The following is a 19,772-nucleotide window of genomic DNA, read 5'->3' on the forward strand; positions in this document are numbered from 1 at the left end:
GTTAGGCCTCCAGGCGCTTGCGGAAGTAGATTCGCGAGGCGATGCCGATCGCGTAGAACGAGAGGACGACGAGCAGGAGGACGAGTGCGGTCCCCCACGCGAGGCCGGCGTTCTCGTTGACGCCGGCGGTGATGACGGCGTAGAGCTGGTAGGGGAGCGCGCTCGTCGCCTGCAGGAGCGCGTCGTTCGTGACGAACGGCGGCGCCGTCGAGAGCTGGAAGGAGGAGAGGACGTTCGGGGCGTCGCTCGGGAAGGGCGCGCCGGCGGCGACGAGCAGGATGGGCGCGGTCTCGCCGGCGATGCGTCCGACGCCGAGGATGACGCCGGTGGTGACGCCGGGCATCGCGGCGGGGAGGACGACGCTCTTGATGGTCTCCCACTGGCCGACGCCGAGCGCGGCGCTCGCGTCCCGGTAGGCGTCGGGGACGCTCATCAGCGCCTCGCGGCTCGTGATGATGACGAGCGGGAGGAGCATGAACCCGAGGACGAGCTGGCCGGCGAGGATGGACTGGTTGTTCCCGAGTCGCGGGACGAGGAACGCCCAGCCGAAGAGGCCGTAGACGATGCTCGGCGTGCTCCAGAGGCCGTTCGTGGAGACCTCGACGAGCGCGGTGAAGCGGGACTGGCCGGCGTACTCGGTGAGGAAGACGGCGGCGCCGACGCCCAGCGGCACCGCGAAGAGGACGGCGCCGAGGACGAGCCAGACGGTGCCGACGACCGCCGGCATGATGCCGTTGACGTCGTTCAACAGCGCGTAGCCGTTCATCACGAACGGCCAATGGAACCAGAGGACGGGTCCGTCGATGATGACGTAGCGGTCGATCGGCGGGACGTAGAAGTACGTCCAGTTCGCCCAGAAGAGCCCCCACTTGACGCCCTCGGTCATCGGCGCCCAGCCGCGAACGACGATGTAGGAGACGAGGAGGACGAGCAGGAGGAGCATGCCGGCGGCGCTCGCGGAGACGAGCAGGTAGGCGCCGGACTGCTTGCCGTGCGTGCCGAAGCCGCCGTAGGCGCGCGAGGCCATCCACGCGATGAGGAAGCCGACGGCGATGGCGAGCAGCGGAATCGCGATGTCGGCGTTCAGCGTGAACGAGCCCTCTATCGGCGTCCACGACCAGCCGGGGACGACGACGCCGCCGGCGACGACCGTGCCCGCGAGGAGCGCGAGCAGGCCGCTCGGGAGCGTCGCGCCGACGTCGCCGCGCGGGTAGACGGTCGCGACGACGGTGGCGGCGGCGACGAGCACGGCGGCGACCGGCCAGAGCGTGCCGAGGCCGAGCGTCTGCGAGGCGACGAGGCCGCCGGCGACGAAGCCGACGAGGCCGAAGACGGTGCCGGCGACCGGGCCGGCGGTCCGGTCGGGTTCGGAGCGCACGAGGCCGCTCCGCGAGGCGGCGCCGACGCCGAGCGTGCCGAGGCCGAGCGCGGCGAGCAGCACGCCGAACCAGCGCGCGACGGACAGCCCGGCGACGGTGTCGGTGACGGCGAAGACCTCGAAGAGCGCGAGCGCGCCGAGCAGAGCACCGACGAGCGCGCCGCCGGAGAGCACGAGCGCCGCGACGTCGAGCGTGGAGTTCCCCTCCTTGACGAGTTCGTTCTGCGTGCTCATGCTTCACCTCCGAGCTTCTCGCGCATGCGCGCCTCGACCACCTGTGAGCCGATGCTGAGCGTGAGGACGGTGATGAAGAGCACGACGCCGGCGGCGAAGAGCGCGCTCATGTGGTCGCCCGAAGCGATGCCGTACTGACTGGCGATGAGGCTGGTGAGCGTCTCCTGTCCCCCCGCTCCGAAGACGTCGTAGAGCGGCTCGGGGAGCGTCTGCGTGTGCGCGAGCATGACCGTGACGGCCATGGTCTCGCCGAGCGCGCGCCCGACGCCGAGGATGACGGCGGCGGAGATGCCGGAGAACGCGGAGGGAATCGTGACGTCCGTGATGGTCTGCCAGCCGGTCGCGCCGAGCGCGACGGAGCCGTCCTTCATCTCGTCGGGGACGGCGTCGAGCGCGTCCTCGGCGACGGAGACGATGGTCGGGAGCGCCATCAGGCCGATGACGACGCCCGCGCCGAAGAGGCTGCCGTAGATCGGGAGGGAGAGTTCGCGCATCATGTAGTCGTTGACGATGACGAAGCCGAGGAAGCCGTAGACGATGGAGGGGATGCCGGCGAGCACCTCGATTGCGGGCTTGATGATCTCGCGCGCCCACCGGGGCGCCATCTCGCTCGTGAAGAGCGCGCCCGCGATGCCGAGCGGGCCGGCGACGCACATCGCGATGATGGTCGTGAGGAGGGTGCCCCACATCATCGGGACGAGCGAGAAGACGCCGGTGTTCGGCGACCACATGGTGTCGCCGACGTGCGTGAAGAGACTGAGCCCCATCTGCTCGAGGACGGGGACAGACTGCCAGAGCAGGTAGACGGTGATGAGGCTGAGGATGATCACCGTGGAGGCGGTCATCAGCGACATCACGACCTTCGCGGTGGCCTCCTGATAGCGCCACCAGCCGTAGCCGACGACCGCGAGGAACCCGAGGAGCGGGAAGATGGTCGCGGCGGGGAGGACGAGGAACGCCGCGACGGTCGCGACGATGGAGAGGGCGCTCCCGGCGCCGATGCGGCGCGTCCCCTCGTCGAGGCGCTCGAACCGCCCGGGGCGTGTGTCGTCGATCGCGCTCATTTGGTGTCCGGGAGCTTCGAGAGCTGGTTCTGCTGTCGTTCGTCCGTGAGTGCGGCGTAGCCCGTCGGCTTCACGAAGTTCTCCTGTCCGTAGTCGCTGATGATCATGCGGAGGAAGGCGGCCTCCTGCTCGGAGGTGCCGTCGTAGGAGTACATGTGGAGGTCCCGGGAGAGCGGGTAGTCCTTGTCCGCGAGGTTCTCACCGGGGATGAACTCCTTCCCGTCGAAGACGAGCGTGATGGCGGGGACGGAGTCGTCGACGAACGCGAGCGCCATGTACGCGATGGCGTTGTTCGAGCTGGAGACGACGGTCTTGACCTGCTGGTTCTCGCCCTTCCGGAGGTCGACACCGGAGATCTCGGCGTCGGGGTCGCCGAAGAGGTTCAGTCGGAACGCGGTGTCGGTGCCCGATCCTTCCGCGCGCCCGATGACCTGGATGGACTTCTCGGGCCCCTCGTAGCCGGGCACCTCGCTCCAGTTCGTGATCTCGCCCGTGTAGATTGCTTTCAGCGTCTCGGCGGTGACCTTGGTGACGCCGGCGTCGTAGATTTCCTGCGAGACGACGATGGGCTGGGCGTCGACGCCGACGACGTGGTCGGTGAACTCCGCGAGTTCCTCCTCGGTGGCGTCGGGGAGTTCGGCGGAGACGGGGGCGCTCGAGTTACCGAGGTCGAGTTGGCCCTTCCGGAGTTTCTCGATGCCCGTCCCCGAGTGACTGAGGGTGACGGTCGCGGGGAAGGGGGCGTCGCCGCCGTTCCCGTTGTCGAAGCCGTAGAGGCCGCCCCAGTAGTCGGCGAGGTTCTGGTCGGTGTCGATGCCGTACTGCTCGGGCCCCCAGTACTCCGTGTCGGAGGCGGGGCGGTTGGCGTTCCAGTACGCCTGCGCGTTGTTCGCGATCGGGTAGACGGTCGAGGACCCACCCGACTTCAGGATTCCGGGGCCGTCGTCCCCGTCGCCGCCGTCCGACGACGTCGAGTCGGTGCCTGACCCACCGCTCCCCGGCGGTGTCTTACTCGTACTGATACAACCAGCGAACGATGCCGCGAGTCCTACCCCACCCGCGAGGACCGTACGCCGAGAAACCGGCTCGTCGGTCATCATCACGAACGTGGCCACATATGAATAAATACCCTACTATTATCAGTATGTACGTCTATATAGGTCGGTAGAGACGGCGCGTGCCGGCCGCCGCTCAGTTCGGGTCCGGGAGCTTCTCGCGCTCCGCTTCCTGCCGCTCGTCCGTCAGCGGGACGTAGTTGTTGGTCTCGACGAAGTTCTTCTGTCCGAAGTCGCTGATGATCATGTCGAGGAAGGCGGCCTCCTTCTCGGACGTGCCGCCGTAGGAGTACATGTGGAGGTCCCGCGCGAGCGGGTAGTCCTCGTCCGCGAGGTTCCGCCCGTACTCGTAGGTCGTCCCGTCGATCTCGAGGCCGATGGGCGGCACACCGCCGTCCGCCTCGACGAACGCGAGCGCCATGTACGCGATGGCGTTGTTGGAGTTCGCGACGACGGTCTTGACCTGCTGGTTCTCGCCCTTCCGGAGGTCCACGCCGTCCATCGACGCGTTCGCACCGCCGAGGACGTTCACTCGGAACGCGGTGTCGGTGCCCGACCCCTCGGCGCGTCCGACCGCCTGAATCGCCGAGTCGGGGCCGCCGAGTTCGGACCAGTTCGTGATTTCGCCGCGATAGATCGCGCGCAGCTCCTCGATGGTGATCTCGGTGACGCCGGCGTCGTAGATTTCCTGCGAGACGACGATGGGCTGGGCGTCGACGCCGACGACGTGGTCGGTGAACTCCGCGAGTTCCTCCTCGGTGGCGTCGGGGAGTTCGGCGGAGACGGGGGCGCTCGAGTTACCGAGGTCGAGTTGGCCCTTCCGGAGTTTCTCGATGCCCGTCCCCGAGTGGCTCAGTCCGACCGCGACCGAGAAGGGGACGCCGGAGTCGCCGGACTCGAAGCCGTAGCGGCCCGCCCAGTAGTCGGCGAGGCTCTGGTCGGTGTCGATGCCGTACTGCTCGGGCCCCCAGTACTCCGTGTCGGAGGCGGGTGCGTTGGCCGTCCAGTAGGACGCGGCCGTGTTCGCGACCGGGTAGACCGTCGAGGACCCGCCCGCGCGGAGGCTCGACGTGCTCGACCCACCCGAATCGGTGCTCGTCTCGCCGTCCGGTTCGCTCCCGGGCTGCCCGCCGGTACAGCCGGCGAGCGCGCCGAGGCCGGCGATGCCGACGCCGGAGAGGACCTTCCTGCGCGAGACCGTGTTGGAACCGCTCGTCCGTGCCATCACGTGATCGAAGTCGCTGAGAGACGTATGTACGCTTCTATGATGTATATACTGTAGAACGTACCACCGTAGATGCGACCATATAGATATAGACTACTACATAGTTCTCTGTTCTGGAACGTATATATCGACATATGTGGCCCGTAGAGGGTGTGTGGCCCACCAATAGGGAATATATAGATACGAAGATTAATATATGGTACCTGTTCATAGGTGGCATATGGAACGCCGCAAGGTGCAGGTCACCGGTGGCTCGACGTTCACCGTCTCCATTCCGAAGGACTGGGCGCGCGAACACGACGTCGAAGCCGGCGACGAAATCGCCTTCCACCCGGACAGCGGGTCGCTGTTGCTCTCGCCGGTCTCCGACGACGAGGCCGAGCGCGGCACGTTCGACATCTCCGGCATGGAGGGTGACGCGCTCACGCGTACCGTGATGACGATGTACGTCAGCGGCTTCGACGTCCTTGTCCTCGAGGCCGACCGCATCACGTCCGCACAGCGACGGGTCGTCCGCAACGCCACGCAGGGCCTCGTCGGCCTCGAAGTCCTGGAGGAGACCGGCGACCGCATCGTCGTTCAGGACCTGCTCGACTCCAGCGAGCTCTCCATCCACAACGCCGTCCGTCGGATGCGCCTCATCGCCCTCTCGATGCTCGACGACGCCGTCACCGCGCTCTGCGAGAACGACCACGACATGGCCGAGGACGTCATCGAGCGCGACGACGACGTCGACCGCCTCTGGTTCGTCGTCTCGCGCATCTTCCGGGGCGCCCTGCGCTCCCCCCGTACCGCCCAGGAGATCGGCGTCTCGCGCGAGACCTGCTTCGACTACCACTCGAGCGCGCGCCAGCTCGAACGCATCGGCGACCACGCCGCGAAGATCGCGAACGTCGCGCTCGAACTCGACGAGGAAGTCCCCGCGGAGGCCGCCGAGGCACTCGCCGACCTCCACGCGGACGCCGCCGACATCGTCGACACCGCGATGGAGGCGCTGTTCACCGACGACCGCGAGGACGCCACCGACCTCGCGAACCAGGCGCGCGAGTCCGTCCTCGACATCGACGAGCACGCCCGCGCGCTCGACGACATCCTCCGCGACCTCGAACCCCACGAGGCCCAGCATCTCGGCCTCGTCGTCGACTCGCTCTCCCGGTGTGCCGACTACGGCGGGAACGTCGCCGAGACCGCCCTCCAGAAGGCCGCGCCCGCGCCCGACCTCTGAGGGCGGCGCCGAAGCGACTCAGTCGTCGTCCGCCGTCACGGGGCCGGTAGCGTCCACCGTCTCCGTCTCGATGCTCGGCGGGTACTTCCCGCGGTCGAGCGTCAGGTCGGAGAGCGGTCGCGCCATGCACGTCAGACAGTACTCCTCGGCCTCCTCCTCGCTGAGCCCGCGCGCCGCCGGCTGCGCCACGTCGCCCTCGACGATCTCGGCCGAGCACGCCAGACACATCCCGACGCGACAGGAGTACTCCTGCGCGATGCCCTCGCGCAGACAGGCCGTCAGGATGGTCTCCGTCTCGGAGACCTGGATGGTCTCCTCGCGGCCGACGAACTCGACGGTGTGTTCGGTCATGAGACGCCGTTTTGTGGAGCGGCGATAAAACTCTTTATCGCCCCGTGTCCCCGACGAAGCGACGGATTTTCCGTAAAGAGTTTTCACGGCCCGTCACATTCACCGCGATATGAGTACCCACGAGTTCGACTTCGTCGTCGTCGGCGCCGGCACCTCCGGCTGTTACGCCGCCGCCACCGCCGCGGCGGCCGGCTACGACGTCGTCGTCGTCGAACGAAAGGACGAGGAGGAGGCGGGCCACATCGCCTGCGGCGACGCCCTCAAGGGCGCCGCGAACTTCCCCGCCGCCATCCCGAAGTCCAAGCTCGAACCCGCCTTCACCAACACCGACGTCGACCACGGGCGCTTCGAGATTCCCCAGGAGGACACCGTCCTCGAAATCCCGATTCCCGGCGAGCTCGCCGTCATCGACCGCTGGAAGTACGGCCGCCTCATCATCGAGGGCGCGAAGGAGCAGGGCGCCGAGTTCCACTACGACACCGTCGTCCAGGACGTCGAACAGGACCGCTCCGGCCGGGTCACCGGCGTCACCGCCGAACGCAAGGGCGAGGACGTGGCGTACGAGGCCGACATCGTCGTCGACGCCGCCGGCTCGCTCTCGCTCCTCCAGGACAAGACGGACTTCAGCGAGTCGACCTTCGACACGAACGTCGACTACTCGCAGTTCTGCTCGGCCTACCGCGAGATCGTCGAGGTCCCCGAGGAAGTCGAGTGGCAGGACGCCCTCGTCTTCAAGCCCACCAAGCGGGCCGCGGGGTATCTCTGGTACTTCCCGCGCACCGGCACCGAGATCAACGCCGGCCTCGGCTTCCAGATGAACGAGGAGCCGATGCACATGATCGAGGACCTCAAGGAGGACCTCCGCGACCGCGAGGAGTTCGCGGGCGCCGAAGTGAAGGACAAACTCGGCGCCGCCCTCCCCACGCGACGCCCCTACGACTCCGCCGTCCACCCCGGCTACGTCGCCGTCGGGGACGCCGCCGGCCACGTCAACCCCACGACCGGTGGGGGCATCGCGGGCGCCGCCTACGCCGGCAAGTACGCCGCCGAAGCCGCCATGGAGGGCATCGAGGACGGCGACCTCTCGGAGGACGCCCTCTGGGAGTACAACGAGCGCGTCATGGACCACTTCGGCGCGCGCTACGCCGCCCTCGACGTCTACAACATCCTCTCCACGGGCGTCGACGTCGACGACCTCATGAGCCTCCTCGCGAACCTCCCCGGCGAACAGCTCAGCGAGGCGCTCTACGCCGGCAGCGCGAGCTTCGGGCCCGCGCTCGCCGCCAAGGTCGCCGTCAAGAGCTTCGGCCACTGGGGCCAGATCTACCAGATGTACCAGACGAAGCAGGTCGCCGACCGCCTCCTCGCCCACTACGAGGACTACCCGAGTTCCCCCGACGGCCTCGAGCGCTGGCAGGCCCAGCGCGACGACATCATGGAGGACGTCTACGAGGTCACCGGCGCCGACCCGAAGTACTAAACGACCTTTTGCTGCGCGTCAGCAAAGCTGACGCGGGCAAAAGCTCGACCAAAAGCCTGCGTCACTCCCTACGGTCGTTCCTTGGCCCGTGCTCGCTCTGCTCGCACGGTGAACCGTGACCCTACCGGGCTCTACCGAGCCGCTCGGGTCGCGGACGCTAGCTCTCTCGAAACCGCTCTTTCTCGCCACGAACCCCCAAATACGAGCACGCGACCACCCCGTCGTATCCTCTGACAGCGGCAGCGGTGGAGCCACGCGGACGTGGGACCGAACGAGAATGCGGGCCCACGTTCACACGAGCGGTGGAAACCGCGAGTAGTGACGGCGCACTCGACTCCCGGCGGAAGCGCGCCGTCCGGTCGCCCTAGCCGTCGAGCGCCGCGCCCGTCTCCAGCACGCTCTCGGTGAGCACGCGCACGCCCACGTCGATGGTCTCCTCGTCCACGTCGAACGTCGGCGTGTGGTGGCCGCCCGGGTGGTCGGTGCCGACGATGGCGTAGCACGCCTCGCCGCCGCGCTCCTGCACGCGGCGCATCAGGTAGGTGGCGTCCTCGCTCCCGCCGAGCGCGTCCGTCCGGATCGCCGTCCGCACGCCCGCATCGCGCTCGGTGACGCCGTGGACGACGTCGACGAGTCGGTCGTCCGAGACCGCGCTCGGGGCCTCGCCGACCGTCTCGACGGCCACCTCGCAGTCGTGCGTCGCGGCCGCCCCGGAGAGCGCGCGCTCCGCGCGCTCGACCATGGCGTCCTTCAGCGCCGTCGTCTCGCCGCGCACCTCGCCCTCGATCTCGGCGCGCTCGGGGACGACGTTCGTCGCGGTGCCCGCGTTCGCGGTGCCGACGTTCACGCGCGTCGCACCGCCGGAGTGGCGCGGGAGCCCGTAGAGCGCCTGAATCGCGCTCGCCATCGCTTGCATCGCGTTCCGGCCGTCCTCGGGCTTCGCGCCGGCGTGCGCGGACGCGCCCGAGAAGACCGCGTCGAAGTGGTGGACCGCGAGGAAGGGGTCGACGCCCGCGACGACCTCGCCCGTCGGGTGGTCGAGGCCGACGTGGAGCGCGTAGAGCGCGTCCACGTCGTCGAGGTGGCCGCTCTCGGCCATCGCCCGCCCGCCGCCGACGACCTCCTCGGCCGGCTGGAGGCAGAGCTTGAACGTCCCCGAGAAGTCGCTCTCGACGACGGCCTCGAGGACGCCGATGCCGATGGCCGCGTGCGCGTCGTGCCCGCAGGCGTGCATGTAGCCCTCGGTCCCGGAGCGAAAGCCCTCGCGGGCTGGGACGTGGTCGTCGGCCGTGGCCTCCGTCACCGGGAGCGCGTCGACGTCCGCGCGAAGCGCGACCGTCGGCCCGTCGCCCTTCTCGACGACCGCGACGGCGCCCGTGTGACCGCCGTCGAGGCGGTCGAGGACGGCGGGGTCCGCACCGGCCTCGCGGGCGCGCTCACGCCACGAACCGATGGTCTCCGCGTCCGGGACGGCGAGGCGCGCGTCGCCGCTGACCGCGTCGCGCCCGACGTGGAGGGCGTCCACGCCGATGCGCTCGATTGCCGCGACGAGCCGCGCAGTCGTGTAGAACTCGCACCACGCGGGCTCCGGGTGCCGATGGAGGTCGCGTCTGAGCGCGCGCAGGTCGATGTCGGCCATACGCTAGCGTGGCGCGGCCCCGGGTAAACGACATCGGTCACGCCACCGCTCGCTCTCCGGCGGTTCCCGACCCGGCTGGCCGCGCCGAGTGGTATCGTCGCTCGGGGCGCGTCCCGTGGATATTTGGCGACGGCGAACGGAGCGACACGGGTAATGAGTGAGTCGAACGACAGCGACGTATCGTCGGAGGTCGAGGCGGAGCTCGGGATGGCCGACTCCGCCGGCCCCGACCTCGAGTTCCACGGCGGGGCCGCCGCGAGCGCCATCCCGCTCGGGGTGTTCGTCGTCTGGGCGGTCGTACAGAGCGGGCTGTTCGGCATCGGCGACACCACCGGCCTCGTCGTCGGGATGCTGTTCGCGCTCGTCGTCGGACTGTTCTTCGCGAAGGGCGACTGGAAGCACTACGCGAACACCATCTTCGAGGGGATGACCCAGCGGGTGGCCGCGACGGCCATCGTCGCGTGGCTCTGGGCGGGCATGTTCGCCCAGCTCCTGCAGGACGGCGGCTTCGTTCGTGGCCTCATCTGGACCGCGCAGGCCCTCCCCGTCTCGCAGGGCGTGCTCGTGCAGATCCTCCCCGCCGTCACGTTCCTGCTCGCCGCGCTCCTCGCGACCGGCATCGGCACCGGCTACGGGACCGCCGTGACGTTCGTCACGACGTTCTTCCCGGCGACCGTCCTCCTCGGCGCGAACCCCGTGCTGATGTTCGGCGCGGTGCTCTCCGGGGCGGCGTTCGGCGACAACCTCGCGCCGGTCAGCGACACCACCATCGTGAGCGCCGTCACGCAGAACGCCGACATCGGCGGCGTCGTCGCGTCGCGGTTCAAGTACGCGATCACCGCCGCCACGCTCGCGTTCGCCGCGTATCTCGTCGCGGGCGCGGCGATGCCGACGACCGCCGGGAGCGGCGGCCTCCCGACGGGGACGCCGGTCGGCCTCGTCCACCTCGTCTCGATGGGCGTCGTCATCTACACCGCGATCCGCGGCCGGCACATCGTCGAGGCGATCACGTGGGGGATGCTCGTCGCCATCGCGTGCAACCTCCTCCTGGGCCTCCAGTCGCTCTCGGGCATCATCTCGTTCGTCGCGCCGCAGAACGCGCCGTTCGCCGGCGCGTTCACGTGGCTCCCGTTCCTCTCCATCGCCGGCCCGGACACGGCGGCGGGCGTCGGCGGCAGCCTCTACTCCGGCGCGGCCGGCTTCTTCCCGCTCATCGTCCTCACGCTCCTCATCGTCGCGGGCGCCCGAATCATGATTCAGGGCGGCGCCTTCGACGCCATCCAGGAGTTCCTGCTCTCGACGGTCGCGACCTCCGTCCGGCGCGCGGAGACGACGCTCGTCCTCGGGACGGCGCTCGTGAACGCCGCCATCACCATCAACACCGCCGCCGAGATCGCGATTTCGCCGTACGTCGCGCGCATCGGCGAGTCCTTCAACATCAACGGCTACCGGCGCGCGAACATCCTCGACGCGAACACGTCCGCGCTCGGCTACATCTTCCCGTGGGCGGGCGGCGTCCTCGCCGGCTACTCCGCGATGCCGGCGCTCGTCGACCAGTACGGTGCGCAGATGCTCGTCAGCCCCGTTCGGGTGGTGCCGTTCGTCTTCCACGGCTGGTTCCTCTTCGCCGTGTTCCTCGTCGCCGCCCTCACCGGCTTCGGCCTCGAGTACGTTCCGGACCGCGAGTCCGAGGAGGTGAGTCGCGTATGAACCTCCGGAAGTTCCGCGCCGGCTGGTCGTTCCGCACGACGACGCCGAGCTTCGAGGTCGGCGAGGAGTTCGCCGTCTACGTCTCCGACGTCGATGGCGACGACGTCCGCGCACGCGTCGGCGACACGATCCTGACGGTTCACGGCGCGCCGGACGGCGTTCGCGAGGGGACGAAGATCGCGGTTCGCGTCACCGACTTCGACGACGACGCACACGTCGGCGACATCGACTACCTCCGGACGGTCGGCGAGTCCGCGTACTGACTCGGCCCCTCGTTTCTCGACCGTGCGGGCGGTTCGCGGCGCCGTCGCTCGTCGGCGCGAGTGGACGTGAAGTGAAGGAGAGTTACGCCGGCGAGCCGACGTGCTGGACGCGCTCGATGTCGGCCGTGACGTGAACGCTGTTCGGGAAGTCCCAGGTCATGATGTCGCGAGCGAGGTCGTCCGCGCCGCGGATCTCGACGCGCCGTCGATACACCGTGTAGCTCCACGCGTCGTAGGTGTCGCCCTCGCCGTCGAGTTGCTTGTACTGCGAGACGAAGTGTTGCTTCGGGGAGTCCGAGTGCGGTCCTTTGAGTTCGGCGCCCTTGCGGCGGACCGTGTCGCGGATCTCCCCGACGATGTCGTCGAGGGCCGCTCGGTCCCCGCTTTCGAGTGTGAGGCTGGTTACGAAGGTCATGGCTGGGAACTGCGTAACCATACCCGAGGACGTCCACCCTCAAAAATAGCGTGGTTGCGTTCGTGCCCCGTCCTCCGCCGGCAGTCTCCGACATTCTCTTAATCCGCGCCCTATTTAGTGAAGCTAATGACGGTTGAAGCAACCAGCGCCGGCGCGATCCTCTTCCGGGACACCCGGGGCCGGCGTGAATACCTCCTCCTCAAGAGCCGCCCAGGGGACTGGGAGTTCCCGAAGGGCGGTGTGGAGGGGGACGAGGAACTCCAACAGACAGCCATTCGGGAGGTGAAGGAAGAAGCCGGCATCGGGGACTTCAGACTCGTTGACGGCTTCCGCGACGACTACGACTACGTCTTCGAGGCGAACGGTAATCGCATCCACAAGACGGTCCACCTCTTCATCGCGAAGTCCTTCGAGGCGTCCGCCGAGCTCTCGAACGAACACTCCGACCTCCAATGGCGTGACTACGAACAGGCGTTGAACACCATCACGCAGGACGGCCCGCGCGAAATCCTTGAGGACGCCCACGACTTCCTCGACGAGAAGGACCTCTGAGATGCCGGGCGCGGAGTTCGGCTTCGAACTCCGGGTCTGCGCGTGGGCCGAGCGGCACTGGACGCCCGCCGAACCGGACAGCCGCGTGCTCGTCGCACGCCAACTCGGCACCCAGCGGCGGCGCTGGGACACCGTGATCGTCGAGGCCGACCCCGAGGGCGTGCGGACGCGCGCGGCCCTCGGCGAGCGCGAACTCGACCCCGAACTCCTCTCGCTCGCGCGTCACGCCCCCGGCGAGTGGACGTACTACCGGGACGCGCTCCCCGACCCCGACTACGGGTGGCGCTACGTGCGCGAGGCCGTCCATCGGGCGAGCGCGCGCGGCGTCCTCGAGGAGCGAAAGCGCTCGAACCGCATCGAGATACGCCGCGTCGCGCCCTACCCCGACTGGGTGCGTCGCATCGTCGCCGTCGAGAACAAACCCGATCTCGACGCGTCGGCGGCGCGCGACCTCGCCGCCCAACTCGAACGCGACGTGGCGCTCGGCCTCGCCGACGAGGTGTGGGTGGCGACGCGCGCCGACGAGACGCGCGCGCTCGTCACGGAGATGCCGACGGCGGCGGGCGTCCTCACGTTCGGGGGCGAGACGGAGGCGACGGTCGCGTGGCATCCCCGCTCGCTCGACCCCGACGCGACGGGCGTGCGCGTCACCGCCCACGGCGACCCGACCGAGTTCGAGTACGTCCCGCCCGAGGAGAAACGCGAGACGCGACGCCGCGTCGCCGAGCGCGCGTACGGGCGCGGGTGGCGCTCGTACGTCGAGACGATGCGCCCGGACTGTCGCGCCTTCGACCTCCGGCGCGCCGCCGAGGGCTACGTCCCCTACTGTCACGCGAAGGAACGCGAGCAGACCGCCGCGGAGTGTGCGGGCTCGTGCGCCGAGTTCAGCCCGGAGCCGCCGGGGTGGCGCCAGCGCGGGTGGCCAATCGAGGGCGGTCCGGGGCAGGCGGTTCAGCGCCTCCTCGCCGAGCGCCGGCGGCGTCGACGAACGGACGCAGGGGACTGAGCGGCGCGCGCGGCCGATACCGGTTTACCGCCCGCGTTCGACGTCCCGCCGGGCCATGGAGGAATCAGAGAGCCGCGAGATCGAACTCAGCGGTCACGAAGCCGAAATCGCCCGCGAGTCACTGGACCGCCACGAGGCGAAGGCGCCGGACGTCGAGCAGGAGACGATCACGGACCTCGAAGCGGCCTTCGCGTCCGAGGCGAGCGACGACCGCCTCACCGTCTCGCTCACCCGAGCGGAGGCGCGCGTCCTCATCGCGGCGCTCGAGGAGCGGGAGGTGCGAGCGCGGGGCCGAGAGGAAGAGCGCGCGCTCGAACTCCGCGAGCGCTTCGCGACGACGTTCGACTTCGAGCAGCGCGACGTCTCGATGGACGCCGAGGCGCCGACGACGTATCCGGCGCGTCGCCCCTGAGCGCCGCGCTCAGTCCTCCGCAATCGCGACGCTGTCGCGCTCGACGGCGAGGCGGAACGTCGGCACCGTCCGATAGATGAGCTCGACGACGCCCTTCCGCTTGAGCGTCTGGAGCGCGCGCCGGACGTCCTTCGCGGAGGGCTCCTCGCCGTCCTCGTCGCGCAGGTCGTCCCCGTACTCCTCGCGGAGCCGGTGGAGGACGCTCACCACGCTCTCGGAGTCCGCGTCGGGGCCGGGCGCGACCGCGAACACCTTCTGCTCGAGGGCGGACATGTAGACCTCGGTGGGGCCCTCGGGCTCCTCGCCGGTGACGATGGCGCGCGCCTCGGCGGTCGCGCGAATGAGGCTGTCGTCGTCGCGGTAGTAGTACTCCTTCAGCTCGGACTCGAGATACTGGTGGACGTCGCTTCCCGACTCCATCCCCCAGCGGTCCTGCAGGGCGGAGTTCTTCGTCGGCTGGAGTTCGACGATGTCCGCGAGGCGTTCTTTCGCCTCCTCCGAGAGCGTCATGCCCTCGCGTATTCGGCGGCCCTATTTCGCCGTTTCCCCTCGCGGCGCACTCGCCCCCATCGTTATGGGGGTCGTCCGCCTTCCGCTACCTATGACCGGACCCATTTCCCTCGCGCTCGACGACGGCGTCGCCACGGTCACAATCGACCGCCCGGAGAGCCTGAACGCGCTGAACAGCGCCGCGCTCGATGCCCTCCTCGACGCCCTCGACGAGGCCGAGGAGCGCGAGGCGCGCGTCCTCGTGCTCACCGGCGCGGGCGAGACGGCGTTCGCCGCCGGCGCGGACATCGAGGAGATGGCCGACTTCTCGACGCCCGAAGCGCACGCGTACGCGAGTCTGGGCCACGACGTCACCCGCGCAATCGAGACGTTCCCCGCGCCCGCCATCGCCGCCATCAACGGCTACGCGCTCGGCGGCGGCCTCGAACTCGCGCTCGCGTGCGACCTCCGCGTCGCCTCCGAGCGCGCCGTCCTCGGGCAGACCGAGACCGACCTCGGAATCGTCCCGGGGTGGGGCGGAACGCAGCGCCTCCCGCGACTCGTCGGCGACGAGACGGCGCGCCGCCTCGTCTACTTCGGCGACCGCGTCGACGCGCAGGACGCCCACGAGCTCGGCCTCGTCGGCGACGTCGTCGCGAACGACGAACTCGACGGCCACGTCGCGGCGCTCGCGTCGGACCTCGCCGCGCGCCCGCGCTTCGCGCTCGCCGCCGCGAAGGAGGCCATCACGCAGTCCCACGAGACCGACCTCGCTGCCGGCCTCGACTTCGAGCGCCGGACGTGGGCGTCGCTGTTCGGCACGCACGACCAGCGCGAGGGGATGGCGGCGTTCCTCGAGGAGCGCGACCCCGCCTTCGAGTGAGCGGGTGCGTCGGAACGCGGTCGGAACGGCCGCCAACAGTTAAGGACCGTGCGTCGGTATCCAGTTGCATGACTGAGTGGGTGAAACTGAAGGACCTCGAGGAGGCGTTCGACGGGCTTCCGTACCCAATCACGAAGGAGAACGCCGTCGAGGAGGTGGAGGGGGTCGTGCTCGTCTACGCGGACGGGGAGGAAGCCGCGAGCGACGTCGTCGCGCGCATCGAGGAGGAGGTGTTCGACGACCCGGCGTCGCTCGCCGCGTCGATTCGGAACAACCTCCCGGTCGAGGCCGTCGGCGAACCCGGTCAGTCCGAGGGCGAGGGCGACTGAGAGCGAAGAGCCGCGCTTAAGGGTGGGGAGGCTGTCCAGGGGGATAGCAATGGAATTCTGCGACGACTGCGGCTCGATGATGCGAGCCGAGGACGACTTCTGGGTCTGCACCTCCTGCGGGCACGAACAGCCCAAGGGCGACGCCGGCCAGTACACCGTCACCGAGGGCCAAGAGGAGACGGAAATCGTCGACGTCTCCGACGCCGAGGACCGCGGCCTCCCCTCCACGAAGACGTACTGCCCCGAGTGTGGGAACGACCGCGCCTACTACTACATGCAGCAGATCCGGAGCGCGGACGAGTCCGAGACGCGCTTCTTCATCTGCACCGAGTGTGAGAACCGCTGGCGCGAGGACGACAACTAGGGCCCGCCGCGCCTTCTCTCGCGCTCCACACCGACACGCGTTAGTCGCTCGACCGGGAGGCGTGCGTATGTCCGACTCGCTCCGATTCGACGCCGCGAGCGCGCTCGCCCTCCTCGGCGCGCTCACGGCGACTGCCGTCTGGCTCTGGCTCCCCCCGGACGCCTCGCTCCCCGGGAGCGCGGGACTGTTCACCGCGTCGCTCTCGCTCGTCACGTGGGGTGGCGCGCTCGGCGTCGCCCTCGACCGTCGCGCGCTCGCGCTCGCCTGCGCGCTCGCGCTCGCCGTCGTCGGCGTCTGGCAGACGGCGCTCTGGACGGTCCTCTTCCCGCCCGCCGCCGCGTCGGTCGCCGCGCTCGAACTGCGCGACCGACTCGGCGCGGAGAATACGTAGGAACGAAGGAATCAGCGAGCGCCCGCTACGTCTTCCGCGCGAACGTCAGGTAGCCCGTGTGCCCGACGCCCTTCGTCGTGGGGCGCGACCCGCGCTCGTCGAAGTCCATCCGCCGCTGGATGGTCTCCACCGTCTCGACGTCGCGCAGGCCGGCGTCCGCGGCGGCCTCGTGGCTCGCGCGCGCGTTCTCCACGAACGGGGAGTAGACGGCGACGTAGCCGCCGGGGACGAGGTGCTCGTCGAGGCGCGCGACGACCTCGGGCGCGTCCGGCGTGTCGAGCGTCACGAGGTCGAACGCGCCCAGCTCGTCGAGCTCCTCGGTGATGTCGCCCGCGCGGACCTCGACCGTGTCATCGACGTCCGCGAGCGCCATGTTCTCGCGCGCGACCTCCGCGAACTCCGCGCGCGACTCGAACGTGAGGACGTCCGCCCCGAGGCGTCCGAGGTAGGCGGCGAGGACGCCCGTGCCCGTGCCCGCGTCGAGGACGCGGTCGGCCGTCGCGGCGCCCGTGTGGCCGATCACGACCCCGATGTCCTTCGGAATCATCGGCGCGCCCGTGCGCTCGAGGTGGTCGAAGAGGTCGGGCCCGCGAAGCGTGCGCACCGTGAACGCCTCGCCGAGGTGCGACTCGACGGTCTCGCCGGGCTCGGGGTCGGCGGGCACCTCGACGACGCCGAGGTCGGTGTGGAGCTCCTCGCCGGGGTGGACGAGGAACTCGCGGCCGTCCCGGACGAGGAGTATCGCGCTCACTCCAGTACGTCGATGGCGGTCGCGAGGTCGCCGTCAGCGCCTTCGAGGGCGGCGCGCGCCTCCTCGGGCGTCGCGCCCGTTCGCTGGACGACGATCTCGACGTCGCTCTCCGGGATGGCGCCGGCGGCCTCCTCCTCGTCGGCGTCCTCGGCGTCACCGCCGGACTCGGTGGCCTCGCGCTCCTCGGGGTCGCCGATGACCTGGTAGGTCTGCTGGCCGCGCGCGTCCATCTGGGTGACGTCCGCGTCGTCGAAGACGAGTTCCCGCCCGTCCGCCGTCTTGATGACGACTTCCTCGGCGTCGATCTCCTCGACGTCGATTCCCATCTGCTTCATCATCTGCTTCATCTTCCGGGGGTTCATCCCGCCGCCTCCTCCAAACATACCTCTGCGTGCGGCCGCAGGAGGGAAAAACACTACGGGTCGCCGCCGCGCGCGCCGCGAAACGGGCGTCTCGGCCGCCCGCCGACCTATCTCCGACCGCCTACTCGGGCGTTCCAGCGCCCTCGCGCACTTTGACCGCCATCCCCGTGTCGAAGTCGTGGATTGCCTCGGCGTCGAGTTCGGTGCGCCCGACGGCGATGGCGTGGCCGTCCTCGTGGACGACGACGACTTCGTCGTCCGGGCGGACCGCCGGGTCGACGGCCGAGACGAACTTCGCGAAGACGTTCTTCCCGTCGCGGACGAACGGCTCGCTCTCGTCGCCGACGACGACGCGGCAGGCCGGCGCCTCGAGCGCGTCGAGCAGGCGCTCGCCGCCCGCGAGCCCGAGCGTGAAGCGCCCGTCGGTGCCGAAGGAGACGAGGCGTCGTCCCGCTCGCGTCGAGACCTGTCGGGGGCGACCGGACTTCGAGCGGTCGACGTCGTAGGCCTCGTCTGCCGGGAAGAGCGCGGCGCCGGCGCCGGCGCGGAACTGGTAGTCCGCGACGGTCCGTAGCTGGGTGCGTTCTGCGTCCTCCATCGTCCCACTCTGCGCGCGCGGCGGGGATGTACCCTTCGGACGATGGAGATGGGCTTATGTGGTGGGCTACCCAACGCCCGAGTAGTCATGGACACGAAGGTGCTCGCGGGCCTGCCGCTCCTCGCTATCGGGGCGATTCTGCTGCTGTGGACGACACTCTCGATGAAGAGCGTCGAACCGCTCCAACTCGGCATCGCCGCCGTCGCGGCGGTCGGGATGGCGGTCGGGTCGCTCCTCATCGGCACGTCCGAAGAGGGGCGCTCCGTCTAGTTACAGGAGGACGTCGCTCTCGCGCTCGGAGAGGTCCGTGAAGTCGTCGGCCGCCTCGATGAGTTCGTCGGCCGTCGAGGACGCGAACCCGAACACTTCGACCCGGACGCCCTCGTGGCGGAGGTGGTGGCAGAGCCGCGAGAAGTCCCCGTCGCCCGTGCAGAGCGCGACCGCATCGACCTTCTCGGCGAGCGTGACGGCGTCGAGGCTGATGCCGACGTCCCAGTCGGCCTTCTTCGACCCGTCGCCGAACGTCTTGATGTCCTTTATCTTCGTCTCGAAGCCGATGTCGCGCAGCGCCTCGAAGAACGACTCCTCCTCGGGCGAGTCCGCGCGGATCACGTACGCGATGGCGCGCACGAGCTCGCGCCCGCGCACCGTCTCGTCGAGTAGCCCCGAGTAGTCGACGTTTTGCGAGTAGAGGCTGTGAGAGGAGTGATAGAGGTTCTGCGAGTCGGCGAGCACGGCGACGCGCTGTGCGTCGTGGATTTCGACCATCTGATGCGCTCCCTTGGTCGCACCACCGTAAAGAGGCTACGCACGCCGACACGCGCGGCCCTCGGCGCGTCGGTCGCCTGCGCGGAGCGCGACGGCCCTCAGGCGTCGGGGGTGGCGTGGCGCTCGAGTGCGAGCGTCGCCGGGTCGAGCGTGTAGTAGGACTCCCAGACGGGCGCGACGGTGACGACGCGGGTGTCGCCGTACGTCGACTCGGTGTGCTCGTGGTGGTGGCCGACGAGGCAGAGGTCGGGGTCGAGCGCGTCGAGGATGGCGTCGACGTGCTCGCAGCCGACGTCGTACTCCTCGTCGACGGGCGTGCCGTGGGGCGCCTGGTGGGCGAGGAAGACGTCCACGTCACCGAGTCGCTTCGCCGCCTCGACGTCCTCGCGGACGAAGTGCCGACGTCGCTCGCCCGCGAGCGCCGAGCGGGGTTTGTCGTACTGCGTCGGCGCGTAGTTCCCGGAGAGGCCGGCGACGCGGACGCCCTCCACGTCGGCGGCGTCGCTCGCGAGCAGGCGGGCGTTCGAGACGCCCTCGGAGCGGACGCGGCCGTGCCGGAGGGAGTCGATGACGTCGAAGTCCTCGTTGTTCCCCGCGACGAAGTAGGTGGTGACGGGGAGGTCGTAGTACATGAGGTCCCCGCACTGGAGGGCGCGCGCTTCGTCGGCGGCGCGATAGGCCGCGAAGAGCGCGCGACGGCGGTCGGCGGTGGTGGCGTGCGCGTCGCCGAGGACCAGCATCGTCTCGCCAGTCCCCGCCGCGCCCGCATAAAAGTACGGCAGACGGCGCGACGGGTGACGGCTCGGTGCGGCGACGCGCGGCGGCGCG

At 69.6% G+C, this 19,772-nt stretch carries 25 protein-coding genes; 12 read left to right on the plus strand and 13 right to left on the minus strand.

Features of this window, described 5'->3' with window-relative positions; translation table 11 throughout:
• Position 1: 1 nt before the first annotated feature.
• The 4 genes from pstA to EFA46_RS06455 form a co-directional block, all read right to left on the minus strand.
• Positions 2–1,612, minus strand: a complete 1,611-nt coding sequence (gene pstA, locus EFA46_RS06440; protein WP_123074086.1) for a phosphate ABC transporter permease PstA — start codon at positions 1,610–1,612, stop codon at positions 2–4.
• Positions 1,609–2,676 carry a phosphate ABC transporter permease subunit PstC gene (gene pstC, locus EFA46_RS06445; RefSeq protein WP_123074085.1) on the minus strand — a complete coding sequence of 356 codons (1,068 nt, stop codon included), beginning with the start codon at positions 2,674–2,676 and terminating at the stop codon, positions 1,609–1,611. Before pstC ends, pstA begins: the two co-directional genes overlap by 4 nt.
• Positions 2,673–3,773, minus strand: coding sequence for a PstS family phosphate ABC transporter substrate-binding protein (locus EFA46_RS06450; protein WP_123077238.1), 1,101 nt, complete (start codon positions 3,771–3,773; stop codon positions 2,673–2,675). The genes pstC and EFA46_RS06450 overlap by 4 nt, the downstream gene beginning before the upstream one ends.
• Positions 3,774–3,867: 94 nt before the next feature.
• Positions 3,868–4,956 carry a PstS family phosphate ABC transporter substrate-binding protein gene (locus EFA46_RS06455; RefSeq protein ID WP_123074084.1) on the minus strand — a complete coding sequence of 363 codons (1,089 nt, stop codon included), beginning with the start codon at positions 4,954–4,956 and terminating at the stop codon, positions 3,868–3,870.
• Between the two features lie 220 nt (positions 4,957–5,176).
• On the opposite strand from EFA46_RS06455, the gene EFA46_RS06460 reads away from it, so the two are divergent.
• Positions 5,177–6,181, plus strand: a complete 1,005-nt coding sequence (locus EFA46_RS06460; protein WP_123074083.1) for a phosphate uptake regulator PhoU — start codon at positions 5,177–5,179, stop codon at positions 6,179–6,181.
• Positions 6,182–6,199: 18 nt separating this feature from the next.
• On the opposite strand, the gene EFA46_RS06465 is transcribed toward EFA46_RS06460, so the two are convergent.
• Complete coding sequence (locus EFA46_RS06465) at positions 6,200–6,532, minus strand: 2Fe-2S iron-sulfur cluster-binding protein (RefSeq protein ID WP_123074082.1); 333 nt, start codon at positions 6,530–6,532, stop codon at positions 6,200–6,202.
• A 109-nt stretch (positions 6,533–6,641) separates the two neighbouring features.
• Here EFA46_RS06465 and EFA46_RS06470 point away from each other — a divergent pair, with 109 nt between their 5' ends.
• A complete protein-coding gene (locus EFA46_RS06470; RefSeq protein WP_123074081.1) occupies positions 6,642–8,012 on the plus strand; it encodes a geranylgeranyl reductase family protein in 1,371 nt (456 codons plus the stop codon).
• Between the two features lie 364 nt (positions 8,013–8,376).
• Here EFA46_RS06470 and EFA46_RS06475 read toward each other — a convergent pair whose 3' ends face one another.
• On the minus strand, positions 8,377–9,651 hold the full coding sequence (locus tag EFA46_RS06475) for an amidohydrolase (protein WP_123074080.1): 1,275 nt from the start codon (positions 9,649–9,651) through the stop codon (positions 8,377–8,379).
• A gap of 153 nt (positions 9,652–9,804) precedes the next feature.
• Between EFA46_RS06475 and EFA46_RS06480 the strand changes: the two genes are divergently transcribed.
• Positions 9,805–11,361: a Na+/H+ antiporter NhaC family protein gene (locus EFA46_RS06480; RefSeq protein WP_123074079.1), complete on the plus strand. Its 1,557-nt coding sequence runs from the start codon at positions 9,805–9,807 to the stop codon at positions 11,359–11,361.
• Entirely contained in the window at positions 11,358–11,624 is a 267-nt protein-coding gene (locus EFA46_RS06485) for a TRAM domain-containing protein (protein WP_123074078.1), read from the plus strand. Before EFA46_RS06480 ends, EFA46_RS06485 begins: the two co-directional genes overlap by 4 nt.
• 82 nt (positions 11,625–11,706) lie before the next feature.
• On the opposite strand, the gene EFA46_RS06490 is transcribed toward EFA46_RS06485, so the two are convergent.
• Positions 11,707–12,039: an uS10/mL48 family ribosomal protein gene (locus EFA46_RS06490; RefSeq protein ID WP_123077236.1), complete on the minus strand. Its 333-nt coding sequence runs from the start codon at positions 12,037–12,039 to the stop codon at positions 11,707–11,709.
• A 126-nt stretch (positions 12,040–12,165) separates the two neighbouring features.
• Here EFA46_RS06490 and EFA46_RS06495 point away from each other — a divergent pair, with 126 nt between their 5' ends.
• From EFA46_RS06495 to EFA46_RS06505, 3 genes are read left to right on the plus strand one after another with little or no spacing between them, the layout of a single operon-like run.
• Positions 12,166–12,591, plus strand: coding sequence for a bis(5'-nucleosyl)-tetraphosphatase (locus tag EFA46_RS06495; RefSeq protein WP_123074077.1), 426 nt, complete (start codon positions 12,166–12,168; stop codon positions 12,589–12,591).
• A gap of 1 nt (position 12,592) precedes the next feature.
• Entirely contained in the window at positions 12,593–13,597 is a 1,005-nt protein-coding gene (locus tag EFA46_RS06500; protein WP_123074076.1) for a DUF5787 family protein, read from the plus strand.
• 55 nt (positions 13,598–13,652) lie between these two features.
• Positions 13,653–14,009, plus strand: a complete 357-nt coding sequence (locus EFA46_RS06505; RefSeq protein ID WP_123074075.1) for a hypothetical protein — start codon at positions 13,653–13,655, stop codon at positions 14,007–14,009.
• 9 nt (positions 14,010–14,018) lie between these two features.
• Here EFA46_RS06505 and EFA46_RS06510 read toward each other — a convergent pair whose 3' ends face one another.
• Positions 14,019–14,519, minus strand: a complete 501-nt coding sequence (locus tag EFA46_RS06510; RefSeq protein WP_123074074.1) for a DUF5797 family protein — start codon at positions 14,517–14,519, stop codon at positions 14,019–14,021.
• 91 nt (positions 14,520–14,610) lie between these two features.
• Between EFA46_RS06510 and EFA46_RS06515 the strand changes: the two genes are divergently transcribed.
• The 4 genes from EFA46_RS06515 to EFA46_RS06530 all read left to right on the plus strand — a co-directional run bounded on the left by EFA46_RS06515 (position 14,611) and on the right by EFA46_RS06530 (position 16,465).
• Positions 14,611–15,381, plus strand: coding sequence for an enoyl-CoA hydratase/isomerase family protein (locus tag EFA46_RS06515; protein ID WP_123074073.1), 771 nt, complete (start codon positions 14,611–14,613; stop codon positions 15,379–15,381).
• Positions 15,382–15,449: 68 nt separating this feature from the next.
• Positions 15,450–15,710, plus strand: a complete 261-nt coding sequence (locus tag EFA46_RS06520; protein WP_123074072.1) for a hypothetical protein — start codon at positions 15,450–15,452, stop codon at positions 15,708–15,710.
• Between the two features lie 49 nt (positions 15,711–15,759).
• On the plus strand, positions 15,760–16,074 hold the full coding sequence (locus EFA46_RS06525; protein ID WP_123074071.1) for a transcription factor S: 315 nt from the start codon (positions 15,760–15,762) through the stop codon (positions 16,072–16,074).
• 67 nt (positions 16,075–16,141) lie between these two features.
• Entirely contained in the window at positions 16,142–16,465 is a 324-nt protein-coding gene (locus tag EFA46_RS06530) for a hypothetical protein (RefSeq protein WP_123074070.1), read from the plus strand.
• A gap of 25 nt (positions 16,466–16,490) precedes the next feature.
• Here EFA46_RS06530 and EFA46_RS06535 read toward each other — a convergent pair whose 3' ends face one another.
• The 3 genes from EFA46_RS06535 to EFA46_RS06545 all read right to left on the minus strand — a co-directional run bounded on the left by EFA46_RS06535 (position 16,491) and on the right by EFA46_RS06545 (position 18,176).
• A complete protein-coding gene (locus EFA46_RS06535) occupies positions 16,491–17,216 on the minus strand; it encodes a tRNA (adenine-N1)-methyltransferase (RefSeq protein WP_218182511.1) in 726 nt (241 codons plus the stop codon).
• A complete protein-coding gene (locus EFA46_RS06540) occupies positions 17,213–17,599 on the minus strand; it encodes a nascent polypeptide-associated complex protein (RefSeq protein WP_123074069.1) in 387 nt (128 codons plus the stop codon). The genes EFA46_RS06535 and EFA46_RS06540 overlap by 4 nt, the downstream gene beginning before the upstream one ends.
• Positions 17,600–17,699: 100 nt before the next feature.
• A complete protein-coding gene (locus EFA46_RS06545) occupies positions 17,700–18,176 on the minus strand; it encodes a PUA domain-containing protein (protein WP_123074068.1) in 477 nt (158 codons plus the stop codon).
• A gap of 87 nt (positions 18,177–18,263) precedes the next feature.
• Here EFA46_RS06545 and EFA46_RS06550 point away from each other — a divergent pair, with 87 nt between their 5' ends.
• On the plus strand, positions 18,264–18,446 hold the full coding sequence (locus EFA46_RS06550; RefSeq protein ID WP_176969843.1) for a hypothetical protein: 183 nt from the start codon (positions 18,264–18,266) through the stop codon (positions 18,444–18,446).
• Here EFA46_RS06550 and EFA46_RS06555 read toward each other — a convergent pair whose 3' ends face one another.
• Positions 18,447–18,944 carry an NYN domain-containing protein gene (locus EFA46_RS06555; RefSeq protein WP_123074067.1) on the minus strand — a complete coding sequence of 166 codons (498 nt, stop codon included), beginning with the start codon at positions 18,942–18,944 and terminating at the stop codon, positions 18,447–18,449.
• Between the two features lie 98 nt (positions 18,945–19,042).
• The gene (locus EFA46_RS06560) at positions 19,043–19,684 is read right to left on the minus strand and encodes a metallophosphoesterase (RefSeq protein WP_123074066.1); all 642 of its coding nucleotides are present in this window, start codon (positions 19,682–19,684) and stop codon (positions 19,043–19,045) included.
• Positions 19,685–19,772: the final 88 nt, after the last annotated feature.

Source organism: Halarchaeum sp. CBA1220 (assembly GCF_003721175.2).
GTDB classification, from domain to species: domain Archaea; phylum Halobacteriota; class Halobacteria; order Halobacteriales; family Halobacteriaceae; genus Halarchaeum; species Halarchaeum grantii.